The organism is Dyadobacter sp. CY343, assembly GCF_021390335.1.
Classification (GTDB): domain Bacteria; phylum Bacteroidota; class Bacteroidia; order Cytophagales; family Spirosomataceae; genus Dyadobacter.
Map to the genome: position 1 here is coordinate 376,626 of NZ_JAJUXK010000005.1, position 18,428 is coordinate 395,053.

An 18,428-nucleotide genomic window follows, 5' to 3' on the forward strand; every position below is an offset into this window, starting at 1 on the left:
GAAAGGAAGTGAAAATGTTCAGCATGAAGTATTTATTGAAAACTAAATCAGTGCTTGTCCTGCTGCTTGCACTCGTTACCAGCCCGGTAACCTGCTTTGCGCAGGCGGACACGGTCGTAGGTACCGCCCGGGTTTTTACACTGCATGATCTGGAACAGATCGTGCTTGCAAATCACCCGATCGTGAAGCAGGCCGGGCTTCTGAGCGAGGAGGCGCGCACAAAAGTACAGCAGGCGTGGGGCGATTTTGACCCGGCGCTTAAAAGCGGTTTTAACAGAAAGATATTCGGCAATACGGAGTATTATAACAACTGGTCTAATGAACTGAAAGTACCTCTCTGGCTCGCAGGGGCGGATTTGAAGATTGGGTATGATCGGTTTGTTGGCGAAAACACAAATCCTGAAACGCGAACCGGCATACCAGGTCTCGCCGGGCTCGGATTGAATGTCCCGCTGGGCCAGGGACTTCTGATCGACGCGAGGCGGAATACTTTGCGGCAGGCACGCGTGATGGTCAGTTATGCAGAGGCAGAAAAGATCAAGGAGATCAATGCAGTTTGGTATGATGCGGTGAAAAGTTACTGGGACTGGTTTTATGCGTACCGGCAATATACATTGATCCGCGACGGCGCAGATCTGGCTTACAGAAGGTTTCTGTTTTTGAAAAATCAGACATTAATGGGGGATAAACCGGCGATAGATTCGGTGGAAGCCGCCATTACTTACCAGGAACGCAGCTTGCAGCTCGAAAAGATCAAGGTAGAAATGAACAATGCGCGCCTGCTGATGTCCAATCACCTGTGGAACGAGCGCGAGGAACCGGTGGAAGTGCCCGAGAAGTCAGTCCCTCAGGAGACCGAACCGCCCGGCTCGGAATTTTACCGCAACCAGCTCGAAACGCTGATCAGTTATGCATCCACGGCGCATCCCCAACTTTTAATGCTGAAAAACAAGGGCTTACAGCTGCAACTGGAACGAAACTACCGGCGCGAAATGCTGAAACCCAAGCTTAATGTCAGCGCGTCGCTGATTACGAGCCGAACGGATTTCGGCTCCTACGTTCCCGAATATTACGACCTCCGCTGGAACAACTATAAGCTCGGCGTAGACTTTTCCTTTCCCCTTTTCCTGCGCGAGCAGCGAGGAAAATTGCAGGAGATTAAAGTGCGGCAGCAGGCGCTGCGCTACGACGTACAGCAGACTGGTCGAGAGATCAATACGAGTATTCTCAATGCATTCAATAACCTGGTAGCATACGAATCTCAGCTCGCTATTCAGAATCAAAGTGTTCAAAACCAGCAGATCCTGGTCGATGGTGAGCTGGCGAAATTTGAGCTGGGAGAGAGTACGCTGTTCCTGATCAATAGCAGGGAAACCAAGCTGATCGATATGAAAGTGAAAATGGCGGAGCTCGTGACGGGCTACCAGAAAGCAGTGGCGCAGCTTTATTATTCTGTCGGAAATATCGGCGAAAGGTAGTTTTCAGGACTCCATAATTTGGAGTGCCCCGAGGTAATTATGCAAACGGAGTATCACAAATGCGCAATCCGTTATCAGTTTTTCATATTTCACAGTCATAGATTTGCAGCATTCTAATATGTAATAGCACGCTTCCGAGGAAGTTGTACATGCATATTAGTGTCTCAAATCCCTGTTGACTGCAATGAGCGCTGCATCTCCGATCAAATATATTATCCTCTCCGGAATCGTCATTTTGGTTGCGGGTTTGTTTTGGAAAGGATTTGGTAATAAAGGGGTTACGGCTGATAAAGGTATCTCCTATAACTATCAGGTACGCCCCATTCTTTCGGACAAATGCTTCGCCTGCCACGGGCCGGATGCCAACAAAAGGGAAGCCGGTTTGCGGTTAGATATTGCAGCAAATGCGTATTCGGCGCTGGAAGGGAAAGACAAATACGCCATTGTCCCCGGCAATCCGCAGGCTTCGGAGGTTTACAAGCGGATCACTTCTACCGATCCCGAATATCAAATGCCCACACCCGGGTCGCATTTGGGGCTTTTGAATGAAAATGAAATTGATCTGATCAAAAACTGGATCTCACAGGGCGCGAAATATGAGCAGCACTGGGCATTCACGGTTCCCACGCAAGCCGCATTGCCGGAAGTGAGTGAAGAAGATTGGTGTAAAAATGAAATAGACCGTTTCACGCTTGCCAAAATGGACGAGGCGGGTCTCCAACCGAGTGAACAAGCGGCGAAAGAACATTTACTGAAACGTGTATCCCTCGACCTTACCGGCCTGGCCCCGTCGCTGGAAATGCAGGAGCAATTCGCAAAAGATGATGCGCCAAAAGCTTACGAAAAGATCGTCGATCAGCTTATTTCACAAAAAGCTTACGGAGAAAAAATGGCGATCCACTGGCTTGACGTGGCGCGGTTTGCGGATTCGTACGGTTACCAAAACGACGATGTGCGCACACAATGGGCGTGGCGCGACTGGGTAATTCACGCTTTCAATGGCAATATACCCTACGACAAGTTCCTGGTATGGCAGCTCGCGGGTGATCTGCTTCCCAATCCAAACAAAGAACAAATACTGGCTACTGCCTTTTTACGAAACCACAAAATCACAGAAGAAGACGGCGTAATTCCCGAGGAATACCGGGTGGAATATCACCTTGATAAAACCAAAACATTCAGTTCGGGAATACTCGGTCTTACCGTAGAATGTGCGCAATGTCACGACCATAAGTACGATCCTGTTTCACAGGAAGATTATTACCGGCTGTTTGCGTTTTTTAATACCTCAAAAGAAAAAGGCTTCGACGGCAGCGCAGGCAGCGGCCCTGCTAAAACGCCCGTTTTGACGATCACCAATAGCGAGGCAAAAAACCTGCTCCGCTTCATTAATACAAAGGATACCTCAAAAATTGTGGTGTCGGTAATGGGTGAAAACGATGCGCCGCGGGCAACACACATCCTGAACCGCGGCGTATATGATGCGCCGGGCAAGGTGGTCACTGCCAGTGCATTGCCTGCGGTAATGAAATTTGACACCAATAAATATGCGCAGAACCGGCTCGGGCTGGCGCAGTGGACGACGAGCAAAGAAAATCCGCTGACTGCCCGCGTTTTCGTGAACCAGATCTGGCAGGAGATATTTGGTAGGGGACTCGTGAAGAGTACCGGGGATTTCGGGATGCAAGGCGAGCTGCCAAGCCACCCCGAGCTGCTGGACTGGCTTGCAGTCGACTTTATGAACCATGGTTGGGATATAAAAAGGCTTGTGAAGCAAATGGTCACTTCGGCCACTTACAGGCAATCTTCCAAATCAACCAAAGAAAAAACAGGCAAGGATCCGGAGAATATCTACCTGGCAAGAGGTGCGCGGTACCGTGTTCCGGCCGAGTCGATACGGGATATCGTGTTGTCTACCAGCGGTTTACTTAACTATGAAATCGGCGGGCCAAGTGTGAAACCTTACCAGCCGAAAGGAATCTGGGAGGCGACTACCGCGAACAGGGGCAGTCTGGCGCGCTATATCCAGGATAAGGACAGCGCATTATACCGCCGCGGGCTTTACACTTTTATCAAACTTACATTGCCGCCGCCTTCGATGGTCATTTTTGACGCCAGCAACCGTGACCACTGCGAAGTGAAGCGACAGAAAACCAATACCCCGCTTCAGGCGCTGGTGATGCTCAACGATCCCACCGTTCTGGAAGCGTCGCGCGTGCTGGCCGAGCGGCTGAGTATGTCGCCGGTTTCGGTGGAAAACCAGATCAAAGAGGTTTTTCAAAGAGTAGTATGCCGCAAACCGAATGCGGGCGAAGTGAAGTTGCTGACCGACTATTATCACGAAGAACTGGCGACATTTTCGAAGTATAAAACCAAAGCCGGCGCTGCATTGAATGTGGGCGACAGCAGGCACGAGCCAAAAGCTGATCAGGTGAAAGCGGCGGCGCTGATGCGGGTGATCAGCACCATTTATAATATGGAAGAAACGATAACAAAAAGCTGATCCGGCCACGCGGAAAGCTTCGATAATGCATACAGCAATATGGAAAAGCCGATTTTTGATTTTGGAATGAACTCCAACCGAAGGCACTTTCTGTCCAAACTAAGTCTTGGAATAGGAAGCGCCGCGCTGGGTTCGTTGCTGGTTCCCGATCTTTTCAAATCGAATGCTGAGAACAGTGTAAACGATATCGTTTCGGGCCTGCCGCACTTTGCTCCGAAGGCCAAGCGCGTGATCTATCTCTTTCAAAACGGCGCACCGTCGCAGTTTGAGCTTTTTGACCATAAACCTTTATTGAACAAAATGTTCGGTGAAGACCTGCCTGAATCGATACGGAGCGGGCAGCGGCTCACCGGTATGACTTCAAATCAAACCCGATTTCCGCTGGCGGGCTCGGTATTTGATTTTAAACAGCATGGAAAATCTGGCGCGTGGATCAGCGAGCTGCTGCCGCACACAGCCCGCATTGTGGACGATATCTGCATCATCAAATCCATGAACACCGACGCAATTAACCATGATCCTGCGCTTACTTTTTTCCAGACGGGCGCGCAGGTGGGTAACCGCCCGAGCATGGGTTCGTGGCTGAGTTACGGGCTGGGCAGCGAAAATCAGAACCTGCCGGGCTTTTGCGTGCTGCTTTCGCGGGGTAAGGGAAATGGGCAGGGGGTGTATTCCAAATTGTGGACCAATGGTTTTCTCGATTCTGTGCACCAGGGTGTACAGTTCAGCAGCGGCGAAAATCCGGTGCTGTACCTCGGCGACCCGGAAGGAATGGACCGCTCGGAGCGGCGGAGGATGCTCGATAAGCTCGCTGCGCTGAATGAGGGCACTTTCAATGAGTTCGGAGACCCGGAGGTGACGGCAAAGATCCAGCAATATGAAATGGCTTATCGCATGCAAACGGCGGTACCCGAGATCACCGATATGAGCAAAGAGCCCGAATCAATCATTAAGATGTATGGGCCGGAATGCCTGGTGCCGGGGACTTATGCGGCCAATTGCCTGTTAGCCAGGAAATTATCAGAGCAGGGTGTTCGGTTTATTCAGCTTTACCACCAGGGCTGGGACGGGCACGCCGGATTACCCAAGGAAATAGCCGGGCAATGCAAAGATGTGGACCAGGCTTCGGCTGCATTGATCACCGATCTGAAACAGCGCGGCCTGCTGGACGAAACGCTCGTGATCTGGGGAGGCGAGTTTGGACGGACCAATTTCTGTCAGGGCAAATTTACCAAAGACGATTACGGCCGCGATCACCACCCGCGCGCATTTACAATCTGGATGGCGGGAGGCGGCATTAAGCCGGGGCTGGTTTTTGGTGAAACGGACGATTTTGGGTACAATATCGTGAAAGATCCGGTGCACGTCCACGACCTGCACGCTACTATTCTCAACCAGTTAGGGCTGGATCATGAGCGGCTTATTTTCAAACACCAGGGGAGACGCTACCGCCTGACGGACGTGGCTGGGAAGCTGGTAAAAGGCATTATTTCTTAAAATTCATCGATCGTGCGCCGCTACCTGGATAATTGGAAAGGAATCGTTTATAACCTGGCTTTCTTCCTGAATGGCCTGCTGATTTTTTTATTGGTATTTGAAAAGGGTGTAGCGATTCCAAACTGGCTGTTTCCTGTGGGGCGGCTGCATCCGGCGGTACTGCATTTTCCGCTTGTTGCGCTGCTGCTTTATGCTTTTTGGACCATTATTGTTGAAAAAAAGGACTCCGTCCGCTGGAATGCGGAACTCGCCGAAACGCTGCTTTTACTGGGAACGTTTACAGCAACCGTTGCTGCATTTTCTGGATTTCTTTTGTCGAAAGAAGAAAGCGAAGTATCCCAAACTTTACTATGGCATAAGTGGCTGGGCGTGGGAATATCGGTTGGAAGTGTAGCCTGGTACGGCGCTTCGAAATATCTGGCGCCCTGGAAAATTCCAGCGAAACTGGTTGCGGTAACGTTTCTGGCTATGCTATTGATAGCGGGACATTTGGGTGGAAACCTGACGCACGGAGAAGATTTTCTGACATTTTCACCGAATAATTCTACTGAAACGACTAATCAGGTTTCCATACAGCAGGCGATAGTTTACGAAAATCTGGTGCAGCCTGTTTTGCAGCAGAAGTGTTATTCCTGTCACAATGCAGAAAAGTCGAAAGGCCGGCTGCAAATGCAAACAAAGGCACTTTTGACCAAAGGAGGCAAGAACGGAATGCTTTGGGATACTACAAAACCGGATCTTGGGCTGCTGGTAAGCCGGGTACATTTACCACTGGAAGATAAAAAACACATGCCGCCCAGAGGCAAGGCGCAGCTCACCGACGACGAAATAATGCTGCTCGCTGAGTGGGTAAAGCTGGGTTCTGATTTTGAACAAAAAGTAACCGCACTGCCGGCTCAAAATCCAATTGTTAGCTACGCAGAGAATATACTTGGCGGCAATCGGACCGGCGAAATATATGATTTTGCAGCGGCCGATCCGGAAGAAATAAAAGCTTTGAATACAAACTATCGTACGATCAGGCAATATGCCCCCGCGTCGCCGGCATTGTTTGTCAATTTTTACAACCGATCCGCATTTAAATCCAGCGATATCAGCGATCTGCTGCCGATAAAGGATCAGATAATTGCTATGGATTTTGGTAAAATGCCTGTTAAGGATGAAGATTTAAAGACGATCGCCCGGTTTCCTGAATTGCGCAAACTGATATTGAATTTCACAGATCTGCGGGGAACTACGTTGGGTGAGTTGGAGAAATTGACGAAACTACGCGAGCTGGCATTGAGCGGAACGAAAGTTAACAATACCAGTATCAAAGCATTAACGAATATTGCTTCGCTGGAAAAGGTATTTCTATGGAGCACAGCATTGACTTCGGAAGAACAAGATGCATTAAAAAATAGCAAAAACATACACTTCGAAACCGGCTTCCGGAGCGACACTACCGCAGAGAAGAAATTTACGAGTGCAAAGAAATAACCTGACCCGCCATCTTTTTGAAATCCCTTCACATGTACCCTAACATCCCCGCACTGCATGTATATCGTAGCTATTGAAGTCAAAGACAAACGGTTCGATCTGCCCGATGGGGTCGGTTCCGACGCGACGCACACTAACCCGCAATATGCCTACGCGGTCTGCTGCCTGAAAACGGAAACTTCCTTAACGGGCGTGGGCCTGGCGTTCACATTGGGCGTCGGTACGGACCTGGTTTGCAGGGCGATAGAATACCTTTCGGCTTCATTAAAAGGTCGGGAAATTGAGGAGCTGATGTCGGACTTTGGTACTGTTTACCGTAAAATGGTCGACTCGCCTTCCTTTCGCTGGCTCGGGCCGCACAAAGGCGTGGTACATCTGGCGCTAGCGGCGGTTGTGAATGCGTGTTACGATCTTTGGGCGAAATCGAAAGGGGTACCACTCTGGAAATTGCTGCTTGACCTCACACCGGAGCAGCTCGTGAATACCCTAGACCTAAGCTACCTCGAAGAAGTGCTCAGCAGGGAGCAGGCACTGACGATACTTACCGAGCACCAGGCAACAAGAAATTTGCGTACGAATGTCCTGGAAACAGGCTATAAAGGCTACGACACTTCGGTGGGCTGGTTTAATTTTTCAGACGAAAAAATCATTGAAAACACACAAAAAGCAATAAACCAGGGTTTTACCGCATTAAAATTAAAGGTTGGCTCCAACGATCCGGCCAGAGATATACGGAGAGCAACGCTAATCCGCAAAGCAGCCGGCGAAAAAGCCACGATCATGCTCGACGCCAACCAAAAATGGACAGTGCCAGAGGCACAAAACACATGTAGCATGTTGGGGGATATCAATCCGTTTTGGATAGAAGAACCCACGCATCCCGACGATGTAATCGGGCACCAGACGATCGCAAGGACGATCGCGCCGTTTAAAGTGGCGACGGGAGAGCACATTCCGAACAAGGTTATTTTTAAGAATTTTTTCCAGGCGAAGGCGATGGATTTTTGCCAGGTGGACGCGGTACGGGTAGGCGGCGTTTCGGAATTTCTGACGATCAGCCTGCTGTCGAAAAGTATGGGTATTCCGGTGGTGCCGCACGTGGGTGATATGGGCCAGATCCACCAGCATTTGGTCCTTTTCAACCACATTGGAATGGATCACGAGCATTTGTTCCTCGAACATATCCCGCATTTGAAACAGCATTTTGTAAATCCCGCAGAGATAATCGACGCATATTATCAGGTTCCGCAGGTAGCCGGGAGCAGCAGTGATCTTAAGGAGTAAAACGAGCCGCTCGAGAGGAACATTCGAAACAAAATATGGGAGTACTAGAAGGAAAGGTGATTTTTATAACCGGCGGCGCGGCGGGCATCGGCAGGAAGTGTGTGGAAGCATATCTGGCGGCGGGCGCAAGTGTGTCGGTCGTGGATTTGGATAGGGAGGCTCTGAATCATCTTGCAACAGAATTTTCCGGATTTCCAATCGCTACTTTCGTGGGGAATGTAAAGTCAGGTGCCGAGGTGAAAAACGCTATTGAACATACCATTGCGGTTTTTGGTAAAATAAATGTCATTCACAACAATGGAGGGATTGCAAGTCCGTCGAAAACGCTGGATGAAACTTCGGAGGAGGAGTGGGATGATCTGTTTGCTGTAAACCTGAAAAGTGTTTTCTGGACTACTAAATATGGGATTGAATTTTTGAAACAAACCAAAGGCTGCATCCTGAATACCAGCAGCATGGTTGCTGAAATAGGGCAGGAAAATCACGCGGCTTATGTGGGCACAAAGGGAGGAATGAACGCGCTCACCAAGGCAATGGCGCTCGATTATGCACCTTTTGATATTCGGGTAAATGCAGTTTGTCCGGCCGGTGTGTGGACACCGATGTTACGGAAATGGTCGGAAGAACAGCCTGATCCTGAATCCGTTGCAAAGTATCTCGATAATATCCACCCGCTAGGTTACTGCCCGGAGGGCGACGTGATCGCCGACGTAGCCGTGTTCCTGGTTTCCGACGCCGCGCGGTTTGTAACAGGTTGTATCATGCCGGTAAGTGGCGGGGCAGAATTGGGGTACAAAAGATGAAAAACGGTAAAAACGTACTTATTCCGCTGTTGGTTGTCATGAGCCTGATGTTCATCTGGAACCTCAGCCGCAACATCAACGATATTTTAATACCTCACCTTAAAAGGGCTTGTCAACTTACTGATTTTCAATCTTCACTGATCCAGTCCGCATTCTTTGGGGCGTACTTTTTGCTCGCGTTGCCGGTCGGGAAATTTATCAATAAATATGGCTACAAGGCCGGAATGGTAACCGGCCTGCTCACTGCGGCAATCGGCGCATTTATGTTCTTCCCAGCAGCCAGCGTGCGCTATTACCCGCTTTTTCTCGGCGCACTTTTCATTATGGCGGCGGGATTTACTTTCCTGGAAGTTACTGCCACTCCCTACATTTCTGTCCTCGGCAATCCCGACCGTGCTTCAAGCCGGTTAAGTCTGGCATCGGCGGTAGGGTCTCTGGGTGCTACACTGGGTCCGTATATCGGGAGCCGGTTTCTGCTGCATGCCGTAGAAGTGCCGCCGCAAACCGTCGCGCAGTTTGATCCGGCGCAGCTAAATGCATATCTGAATTCGGAAGCGCAGCTTGTAAAAGTGCCTTATTTGAGTCTGGGGGTATTATTTGTGGCAATAGGGCTGTTGGTGTTTTTTATCAAACTCCCTAAAATCGAAGGTGATGGAAAAAGTGCGGGCTCGCTCCGTTCAGTGTTGAAATTCGGCCATACCGTACTCGGTGCGTTGGGCGTTTTCTGCTATCTGGGTGCGGAAGTGGGGATTGTCAGTTTTATGATCCGCTACGCAAAAGCGTCAGGAATAGCCGGCCTGACCGAACAAAGCGCCGCCCTTTTTATTACGTTTTATATGGCGCTGGTATTGATAGGAAGGCTCGCGGGCGCTTTTGCGCTGCGCAATATGAATGCAACAAAAATCCTGGCGTTTTGCTCGGCAGCTGCGATTGTGCTGATCGGCATTTCGATATTCAGCGGTGGCTATGTGTCCGTTTATGCATTGTCGCTGGTCGGGCTGTTTACCTCGGTCATGTATCCGATCTTATTTACACTCAGCATTAAAAACCTCGGCGTATATACCAAGACGGGATCGTCGCTGATTATCATGAGTATTGTAGGCGGCGCAATCGTACCGCCGCTGATGGGACTGCTTTCCGATGCATTCGGTATTAAACCCGCGTTCATTATACCGGCGATCTGCTATGCATATCTTGTGTTTTATGCCAGATCTGGCTATCGTGTGCTGAATATTGATCGGGAAGCAGCATTGTAATAATGCGCTCAGAGTTTCTGCCGGTTGCGGGTTTCCAGGGAATCGCGAAACTCTTTCGGGGACATTTTATTGATCTTTTTAAAACAACGGTTAAAATAAGAAATGTTGCTGTAACCGCATTCCAGCGCGATTTGAGTGATAGGTAAGTCGGACTGGTGGAGCAATTTACACGCAAAACCGATCCTGACATCATTCAAAAATTCTGAAAAGGTCCGGTTGGTAAGCGCCTTAAAATAACGGCAGAATGCGTGTATTTGCAGACCCGAAACCGAAGCGGCTTGTTCCAGACTAATGTCATCCTTGAAGTTCTGGTGGATATAATACATTAATTTCGGGATCCGCCCGTGCGGCTGGATCGAATAGGTGGAAATCGGGTCGGGCGCATTGAGGTAAGTCGATTCCGCGGGGTCGCTCAGGTACACCAGAATGCGCAGGAAAGAAGATAGCAGATGCACGTCTTTTTGTTCCAGCATTTCCTCTAAAATGCTGATCACCAGCTCTTTTTTATCTCCCTGGATTTTCAGCCCGCGCTGCGCGTCGTTGAAAAAGTTCTGTACTTTCTTAACATCGATGAGCCCGCCCATTTGCTCGCAAAAAAGCTCAGAATCAATGTAAAGTGCGAGTGAAACGGCTTCAAGCGGCTCCGAAACTTCTGCTTCCGCTTCGCTGTACCATACGTGCGGCACATTGGCCCCGACAAAAGTGAGGTCGCCTTTTTCAAAACGCTCAACTGAATGCCCGATAATGCGCACGCCGGAGCCCGAAACGATATGCACGAGCTGACATTCCTTGTGAAAATGGAAGTCTGTCGAGAAAGTTGAGCGCGCAATTTTCTTTACCACGAATGATTTGCGGGAATGGGCCAGGTCGGAAAGTATTGCGAAGCTTGGTTTCATAGAAAAGTTGAGCGTATTGCAAATATAGTACTACAAAATATCAACCCAAAATCACTTTTTTGAACTAAATCACTATTTATTTGTCTGTAAGCAAGCTGAGTCAAACCAGCACGCAGTCCTGATATATTTAAACATTTTCAGATTTATGGATCAAATTTACAACCCTGAGTCACGGACGAGGTCGGGCTGGCTCGCGTCCTGGCGTCTGTGCGGTCGAAGCGGCGTTCACTTAGTTAAGCCGGCGCATTTCAATGGTCTTTCAGATCGGTTTTCAAAGGTACTGGTGGTGGTTTTGCTCATTTTTTGTCACGTATCTTTTGGTCAGAACCGCCAGATTTCGGGTACTGTTTTCGACAATGAAAATGCGCCGCTGCCGGGAGCGAGTGTGCAGGTGAAGGGTACTACCACGGGAACCATCACCGATGCCGACGGTAAATACAGTTTGCAGATCGAGCCGAACTCGACGCTCGTTTTTAGCTATATAGGCTATTTAAGACAGGAAATTCCTGCCGGTACGCAAACTACGCTGGATGTCAGTTTGAAAGCCGAAGAATCTTCCCTTTCCGAAGTGGTGGTAGTCGGTTACGGAACAGCCAAGAAGGCGAATTTATCAGGTTCGGTGACTACTGTTTCGGGGAAGGAACTGACGGAAAGGCCGGTACCCAATGTGCAGAATTTGTTGCAAGGCCGGGTTTCAGGCTTGGACGTTATTCAGTCTACCGGCGAGCCGGGACGTGACGATGCATCCTACCAGTTGCGCGGATTCGGTTCATTTGGTGCTTCCAATGCGCCACTGATCCTTGTCGACGGTATTATTGCTTCCATTAAAAACCTTTCTCCGCAGGATATTGAAAGTGTGACCGTATTGAAAGATGCTGCATCGGCATCTATTTATGGTGCGCGTGCGGCGAACGGTGTTATTTTAATCACAACAAAAAAAGGGAAAGCAGGCTCTTCCGAAATTGAATATACGGGCAGCTTTGGGCTCAGCGAAGCTACGCGGACTCCGGAGCTGATCACGAATTCGGTGCAGTATATGGAAATGTACAATTCGGCACGCGCAAGAAGCGGCCAGGCGCCTATTTACACGCAGGAGCAGATTGATTTGTATAAAAATAATCCCAACAGCGAGCAGTACCCCAACTTCAACTGGCTGGATTATGTGTTGGACAAAGGCCCGATCCAGAACCACCACCTGGGTTTCAGCGGCGGAAATGAGAAAACGCTTTACAATGTTTCCTTTAATTACCTCGATCAGGAAAGTATTACAAAAGGCTATTTGTACAAACGTTATAATGGTCTGATCGACTTCTCGACCCAGGTGCATAAAAGGGTACGCGTCGGTACCAACCTGAACCTTTCCTTCCAGGACGCAAAGGCGCCGTGGCTGGTCAATGATGATCTGCTGTTGCTGGCCTACGCGTCGGGACCTACATTCGGACCTTTCCTGCCCGACGGCAGCGGGCGGATCACGAACCGCGATTTTGCAACGAATGGTTCGGGAAACAGGAGTGTGGAGGAAGTGTACGCGACGGGCGGACAGTATACCAAAACGTACAACGTCAATGCGCAGGCTTTCGTGGAGATCGAGATTCTCAAAGGGCTGAAATGGATGAATAAGGCCGGACTAACCTTTTACAATGATCAGTTGAAAAACCGCCAGTTCGGTTCACCTTCATTTGCTTATCACCCTAATGCAGAGGGAACTTACGTGCAGGTAGCGAATGGTAACCCGACATTTTTCGGTTTGCAGCAGCGGGAAGACCGGAGCATTACGAGAACTTTTTTCAGTACCCTGAACTATACCAAACAGTTTGGCACCAATCACAACCTGGGACTCTTAGCCGGTTTTGAACAACAAAATAACCTGACCGAGCGCCTCTCCGGCAGCCGTTTCGATTTCCCGAATACGAGCCTGATGGTGTTGGACGGAAGCGGGCCGAATAACCAGGCAACAGGCGGAACAGCTGCGGAATGGGCATTGCAATCCTATTTCGGTCGCGTCAATTACGATTTTAAGGGTAAGTATTTTATAGAAGGTAATATCCGTCGCGATGGTACTTCCCGCGTAAGTTCTCGCTGGGGAACGTTTGGCGGAGGTTCTGCGGCTTGGAGGATTTCGGAGGAAGGTTTTATCAAAAACTCCGTTTCCTGGGTCGATAACCTGAAACTCCGGGCTTCTTATGGGGTGCTGGGAAATCAGGAGATCAATGTGGGCGTGGCTGACCGGATCAATCTGGCGGGTAACTATCCTTACCAGGATATCCTCAGTCTCACGGCTTATCCGTTTGCAGGTTTGAGCTCCGGCGCGCAGCTGACCCGCCTGGTGACGAGAGATCTGAGATGGGAAAAAACGGCGATGCTGGATTTTGGACTTGATGTTGATCTGTACAAAGGGCTTTTCGGCGCGACCATCGACTGGTACAAACGCAATACGACCGACATTCTTTCCACACGGGCCGATTTGCCGAGTAGCGTGGGCTTGCTCGCACCTATTGTGAATGCGGGTGGAATGCAGAATACGGGTCTGGAAGTGGAGCTGCGTCACCGCAAGAGCTTTGGCGATTTCAACTACGGAGTGAGCGTACTTTATCACAAATTTAACAACAAGGTGACCAAGTTGCTCGCGCCTACATTGGGTACGATCGAAGTGGGCCAGCCTTACAATAATTTCTTTGTATACGACTGGATCGGCGTTTTCCAGAGTCAGGAAGAGATCGATAACTCTCCAAAACAACCTTCGTCGGGTACTTTGAAACCTGGTGACCTGAAAATCCGTGATGTGGATGGAAATGGTACGGTTGGGCCGGAAGACAGGATCCGGATCAGCAGATTTCCGAAATACAACTATTCATTCAGCCTGAATGCAGGGTGGAAGGGTTTCAATCTAACCGCATTTTTCCAGGGTGTACAGGGCGTGAATACGCAGGTTAACGGCTGGGGTTATGAACCGTTCCAGCAAGGTTCCGCGCCTCCGACCCGGTTTTTGGACGCATGGTCGCCGACCAACCCAAGTAATACAATTCCAGCTACTTACCTCACAGGTTATGCAGGTGTTTCGGGGTATGCTTCTACCTATTTTATTCAGGATGCATCTTACCTGCGTTTGAAAAACCTTTACCTGTCTTACACATTCAACGAGAAATTATTGAGCAAGGTCAGGTCGAAGGGTTTGACGATCTATGTTTCTGGCGATAACCTGTTGACGTGGACCAAATACGAAGGAAATGACCCCGAACGTGCCGGTTCAGGCAGGTTTGCACAGTTTCCCCAGTTGCGGATCTACACTGCCGGATTAAGTATCAAGTTTTAAAATATAGCCCTGATTTACAGCTATTAAACTGCTATAAAAATGAATTTCAGACATAAATATATATGTGCCGCCATGCTGGCGAGCCTCGTGCTGGGCGGTACCACTTCCTGCGACGACGGCTATCTTGACAAAGACCCGCTGCACGCCATTTCGGGCGCTACTTTCTGGAAAACACAGGCCGACGTGGATATGGCGCTGGCGGGGGTTTACCGCAGGTTGCAAAGTTCGGTCTTCGGCCACCGCAGACCTTATCTGGACACCTACTCGGACAATGCGCTCGACAGGCACAGTTACTTCAATTTCAACAATGCGACGATTGGCATTATAAACCCTTCCAACATCAACTCGTCGCTGTACAATGATCCTTACGCCGGAATTGCAGCCTGCAACTATTTTCTGGCAAATGTGGGAACCGTGACGGAATTGCCGCCGGCCAAAAAGGATGTCTATTCGGCGGAAGTGCGGTTTTTGCGTGCATTGTTCTATTTCGAGCTTGTGCAGTTCTTTGGCGATGTAGTTTTGTATAAAGAGGCGCCGGCAGATGCGGAAGCTGCCAAAATTGCGAAGAGTCCCAGAGCGGAGGTACTTGCATTTGTAGTCGAAGATCTGAACGATGCGATCGCCAAACTGCCGGCTACTGCCTATGCGGGCCACGCTGTAAAAGCCAGTGCGCAAATGTTGAAAGCGCGGGTCAGGATGTATGAGAAAAACTGGGCCGACGCGGTTGCGTTGACGAGTGAGATCATGGCTACCAATACCTTTTCGATTTTTCAGGGCGGTTATGCCAATCTGTTTCTGCAACCAACCCAGCAGGGAAATCCGGAGATCATTTTTTCAACCAAATATCTGGCACCCAATAACCCGCAGGGCAATGAAGGAATGCTCGTTGAAATTGGCTGGTACGGAGGTATTCAGCCTTACCAGAACCTGGTGGACGAATATGAAATGACCAACGGGAAGAAGATCACCGATCCCGGTTCCGGCTACGATGCGGCCAAACCGTATGATAAAAGGGACCCAAGGTTGAAAATGACCGTACTGGTACCAGGCGACCCGCATATTAACCCCGACGGATCCGTATTTAACACCACAGATCCGATCCTGACCGGGTTTGTTCAGAAGAAATATATGGACGTTTCCAAGCTGCCCTGGGACAGATCTAAAATTCCAGTGACCGATATGAATGTGGTGCATATGCGCTACGCGGAGGTTTTGCTCGCATTTGCAGAGGCTAAAAATGAGGTTTCGGGACCAGATGCAACTATTTATGACGCATTGAATAAAATCCGCGCGAGAACGGGGGTGAACCTGCCGCCAGTGGACCAGACGATGTATAATACCAAAGAAAAGCTGCGCGATTTCATCCGCCACGAACGCCGTACCGAGCTGGCGATGGAAGGACACCGTTATTTCGATCTGAAACGCTGGGGGATTATGGCAGAAAGACTGGCTATGGTGAAAAACCCGGCCGGCGTCACTTTGTCATTTGGAGAAAAAGAAAATCTGCTTCCATTCCCGCAGTCGGAGATTGACCGGAACAAGAATCTGGTTCAAAACCCGGGTTACTAAAACTTACTATTCCTAAACCTGCTATGATTTTGAAATCTTCTCATGCTTTTCCTGCTAAACTTTGGCTGGTTTGCACAATACTGCTGCCTGCTGCCTTTGCGAATGCCCAGCCAAAACCGGAGCATAATATGCATTTTGATAAGCTGGCAAAAAGCTGGGATGAAGCCCTGCCGCTCGGGAACGGGACTGTGGGCGCGCTGATCTGGCAAAAAGAAGGTAAGCTCCGTTTTTCGCTCGACCGTGCCGATGTATGGGATATGCGACCAATGGCGGGTCTGCATAGGGAAGAGTTTAGTTTTAAATGGGTGCAGGAGCAGGTTCGTAAAAAAGACTATAAACCCGTTCAGCAATATCTGGACGCCCCTTATGACAAAGAACCTGCTCCTTCCAAGATCCCCGCGGGTGCGCTGGAATTCCGTTTGCCGGAAGGTATTTCTGTTAAAAAGGCGGACCTGGAAATTGCGAATGCAACTGCAGTTGTGGAATGGACGAATGGGATGGTGCTGAAAACATTTGTGCACGCGACGAAGCCGGTTGGCTGGTTTCGGTTTGAAGGTGTGGGGAATGAATTTACGCCTGAATTAATAGCCCCGCAATATGAAGGAAAAGTCAAAGCTGGCGCGGCACCTGATCCGGTAGGCGGTGAAGATCTGGTCAGATTAGGCTACAAACAAGGTCCGATCAAGCGTACCGGGAACAGCATTACCTACAATCAGGAAGGTTGGGGTGGGTTTAAATATGAGATAACAGTGCGCTGGAAATCAGCGGGGAAAGGTATTATTGAAGGTGTGTGGAGCGTGTCTTCGCATTACCCCAAATCAGCAGTGCAGCCGGCATCGGCTACTGTTACGCAAGCTGCATTGAAAGATACCTACGCCGCTACACATGCCACGCACGCAGCCTGGTGGACCAAATTCTGGCAGCAATCTTCGATCCGGGTACCTGATCCGATGATCGAAAAGCAATGGTATCTGGAACAATATAAGTTTGGTTCGGCAGCCCGGCGCGGGGCACCGCCGATTTCTTTGCAGGCTGTGTGGACAGCTGATAACGGTCGCATTCCACCTTGGAAGGGCGATTATCACCACGATCTGAATACCCAGCTCAGTTACTGGCCGGCATACAGTGGTAATCACCTCGAAGAGGCGCTCGGTTACCTGGACCATCTTGACGAAAACAAAAAGAATTACCTGCGCTACACCGAGGATTATTTTGGTGTAAAAGGACTCGCAGTACCCGGCGTGACCACCCTAGACGGAACCGAAATGGGAGGCTGGATCCAGTATTCACTTTCCCCGACGGTATCGGGCTGGCTGGCGCAGCATTACTATTTGCAGTGGCGGTACAGCATGGATAAGACGTTTTTGAAAGACCGTGCCTATCCCTGGTTTAAGGAAGTATGTGCATTTTTCGAGCATATTACGGTTAAAAATGAAAAAGGTCAGCGGCAGCTGCCGATCAGTTCGAGCCCTGAGATTCATAACAATAGCCTGGAAGCCTGGTTTTCTCAGACTACCAATTACGACCTGTCGATCATCAAATTCACATTAACAGCAGGCGCGGAAATCGCATTGGCGATGGGAGATAAGGCGCAGGCTGACAAATGGCAGGGCATTTTGAAAGAATTTCCGGATTATGCCAAAACAGCCGAACACGAACTGATGTTCGCGCCCGGGCATCCTTACAACGAATCGCACAGGCATTTTTCGAATGTAATGGCCATTCATCCGCTGGGATTGATCAAATGGGAAGATGGCGAAGAGGCGCAGCAAACGATCAAAAATACGATTGCATTACTGGATAAGGTTGGGCCGGATTACTGGTGTGGCTATTCCTATTCCTGGCTCGCCAACCTGAAAGCCCGCGCCAAAGACGGTGCCGGCGCCCGCGACGCACTGGCTACATTCGCCAAAGCATTCTGTCTGCCCAACAGCTTCCACGCCAACGGCGACCAGACTAAATCCGGTCTTTCCAAATTCACATATCGTCCATTCACGCTGGAAGGAAACTTCGCATTTGCATCGGGTTTGCAGGAAATGATGCTGCAAAGCTACGCCGGCTTCATCCAGATCATGCCCGCATTACCGGCCGACTGGCAGGAGGCCGCATTTGATAATCTGCGTGCGGAAGGAGCGATTTTAGTTAGTGCGCAAAAGAAAGCCGGGAAAGTAAGTAACATCAAGCTCACTGCTGAGAAAGCCGGAGAAACATCGCTCGAACTGGCCTCGGCCGGGTATAACATCACCTTATCCAAAGGCGCTAAGAAGATCAGGGACGACGGGAAGTTTGTGAAGTTCAGTTTTCCCGCAGGCGGCAAGGTGGAAATCGTGGGGAAACGATGATCGCATGC

The 18,428-nt window shown here is 49.7% G+C and carries 11 protein-coding genes; 10 read left to right on the top strand and 1 reads right to left on the bottom strand.

Going from position 1 to position 18,428, the window contains the following annotated elements; all coding sequences use genetic code 11:
* Positions 1 to 23: 23 nt before the first annotated feature.
* The 7 genes from LZG94_RS19255 (at position 24) to fucP (ending at position 10,300) form a co-directional block, all read left to right on the top strand.
* The gene (locus LZG94_RS19255; RefSeq protein WP_233793423.1) at positions 24 to 1,478 is read left to right on the top strand and encodes a TolC family protein; all 1,455 of its coding nucleotides are present in this window, start codon (positions 24 to 26) and stop codon (positions 1,476 to 1,478) included.
* A 184-nt stretch (positions 1,479 to 1,662) separates the two neighbouring features.
* Positions 1,663 to 3,981 (top strand): PSD1 and planctomycete cytochrome C domain-containing protein, encoded by a 2,319-nt coding sequence (locus tag LZG94_RS19260; RefSeq protein WP_233793424.1) that lies wholly within the window; start codon positions 1,663 to 1,665, stop codon positions 3,979 to 3,981.
* A gap of 39 nt (positions 3,982 to 4,020) precedes the next feature.
* A complete protein-coding gene (locus tag LZG94_RS19265; protein ID WP_215231674.1) occupies positions 4,021 to 5,478 on the top strand; it encodes a DUF1501 domain-containing protein in 1,458 nt (485 codons plus the stop codon).
* A 12-nt stretch (positions 5,479 to 5,490) separates the two neighbouring features.
* Positions 5,491 to 6,957 (top strand): DUF2231 domain-containing protein, encoded by a 1,467-nt coding sequence (locus tag LZG94_RS19270; RefSeq protein ID WP_233793425.1) that lies wholly within the window; start codon positions 5,491 to 5,493, stop codon positions 6,955 to 6,957.
* A gap of 57 nt (positions 6,958 to 7,014) precedes the next feature.
* Positions 7,015 to 8,241: an enolase C-terminal domain-like protein gene (locus tag LZG94_RS19275; RefSeq protein ID WP_233793426.1), complete on the top strand. Its 1,227-nt coding sequence runs from the start codon at positions 7,015 to 7,017 to the stop codon at positions 8,239 to 8,241.
* Positions 8,242 to 8,276: 35 nt separating this feature from the next.
* Positions 8,277 to 9,044 (top strand): SDR family NAD(P)-dependent oxidoreductase, encoded by a 768-nt coding sequence (locus tag LZG94_RS19280; protein WP_233793427.1) that lies wholly within the window; start codon positions 8,277 to 8,279, stop codon positions 9,042 to 9,044.
* A complete protein-coding gene (fucP, locus tag LZG94_RS19285; protein ID WP_233793428.1) occupies positions 9,041 to 10,300 on the top strand; it encodes an L-fucose:H+ symporter permease in 1,260 nt (419 codons plus the stop codon). The genes LZG94_RS19280 and fucP overlap by 4 nt, the downstream gene beginning before the upstream one ends.
* Positions 10,301 to 10,308: 8 nt before the next feature.
* Here the strand turns inward: fucP and LZG94_RS19290 are convergent, their stop codons facing one another.
* Positions 10,309 to 11,196, bottom strand: a complete 888-nt coding sequence (locus LZG94_RS19290; protein ID WP_215231669.1) for an AraC family transcriptional regulator — start codon at positions 11,194 to 11,196, stop codon at positions 10,309 to 10,311.
* Positions 11,197 to 11,341: 145 nt separating this feature from the next.
* Between LZG94_RS19290 and LZG94_RS19295 the strand changes: the two genes are divergently transcribed.
* From LZG94_RS19295 to LZG94_RS19305, 3 genes are read left to right on the top strand one after another with little or no spacing between them, the layout of a single operon-like run.
* The gene (locus LZG94_RS19295) at positions 11,342 to 14,509 is read left to right on the top strand and encodes a TonB-dependent receptor (protein ID WP_233793429.1); all 3,168 of its coding nucleotides are present in this window, start codon (positions 11,342 to 11,344) and stop codon (positions 14,507 to 14,509) included.
* Positions 14,510 to 14,548: 39 nt separating this feature from the next.
* Positions 14,549 to 16,078, top strand: a complete 1,530-nt coding sequence (locus LZG94_RS19300) for a RagB/SusD family nutrient uptake outer membrane protein (protein WP_233793430.1) — start codon at positions 14,549 to 14,551, stop codon at positions 16,076 to 16,078.
* 29 nt (positions 16,079 to 16,107) lie between these two features.
* The gene (locus LZG94_RS19305; protein WP_233793431.1) at positions 16,108 to 18,420 is read left to right on the top strand and encodes a glycosyl hydrolase family 95 catalytic domain-containing protein; all 2,313 of its coding nucleotides are present in this window, start codon (positions 16,108 to 16,110) and stop codon (positions 18,418 to 18,420) included.
* The last annotated feature ends 8 nt before the right edge of the window (positions 18,421 to 18,428 follow it).

Coding starts and splice junctions, on each gene's coding strand:
- LZG94_RS19255 (WP_233793423.1), top strand. CDS start 24: ATGAAGTATTTATTGAAAACTAAATCAGTGCTTGTCCTGCTGCTTGCA.
- LZG94_RS19260 (WP_233793424.1), top strand. CDS start 1,663: ATGAGCGCTGCATCTCCGATCAAATATATTATCCTCTCCGGAATCGTC.
- LZG94_RS19265 (WP_215231674.1), top strand. CDS start 4,021: ATGGAAAAGCCGATTTTTGATTTTGGAATGAACTCCAACCGAAGGCAC.
- LZG94_RS19275 (WP_233793426.1), top strand. CDS start 7,015: ATGTATATCGTAGCTATTGAAGTCAAAGACAAACGGTTCGATCTGCCC.
- LZG94_RS19280 (WP_233793427.1), top strand. CDS start 8,277: ATGGGAGTACTAGAAGGAAAGGTGATTTTTATAACCGGCGGCGCGGCG.
- fucP (WP_233793428.1), top strand. CDS start 9,041: ATGAAAAACGGTAAAAACGTACTTATTCCGCTGTTGGTTGTCATGAGC.
- LZG94_RS19290 (WP_215231669.1), bottom strand. CDS start 11,196: ATGAAACCAAGCTTCGCAATACTTTCCGACCTGGCCCATTCCCGCAAA.
- LZG94_RS19295 (WP_233793429.1), top strand. CDS start 11,342: ATGGATCAAATTTACAACCCTGAGTCACGGACGAGGTCGGGCTGGCTC.
- LZG94_RS19300 (WP_233793430.1), top strand. CDS start 14,549: ATGAATTTCAGACATAAATATATATGTGCCGCCATGCTGGCGAGCCTC.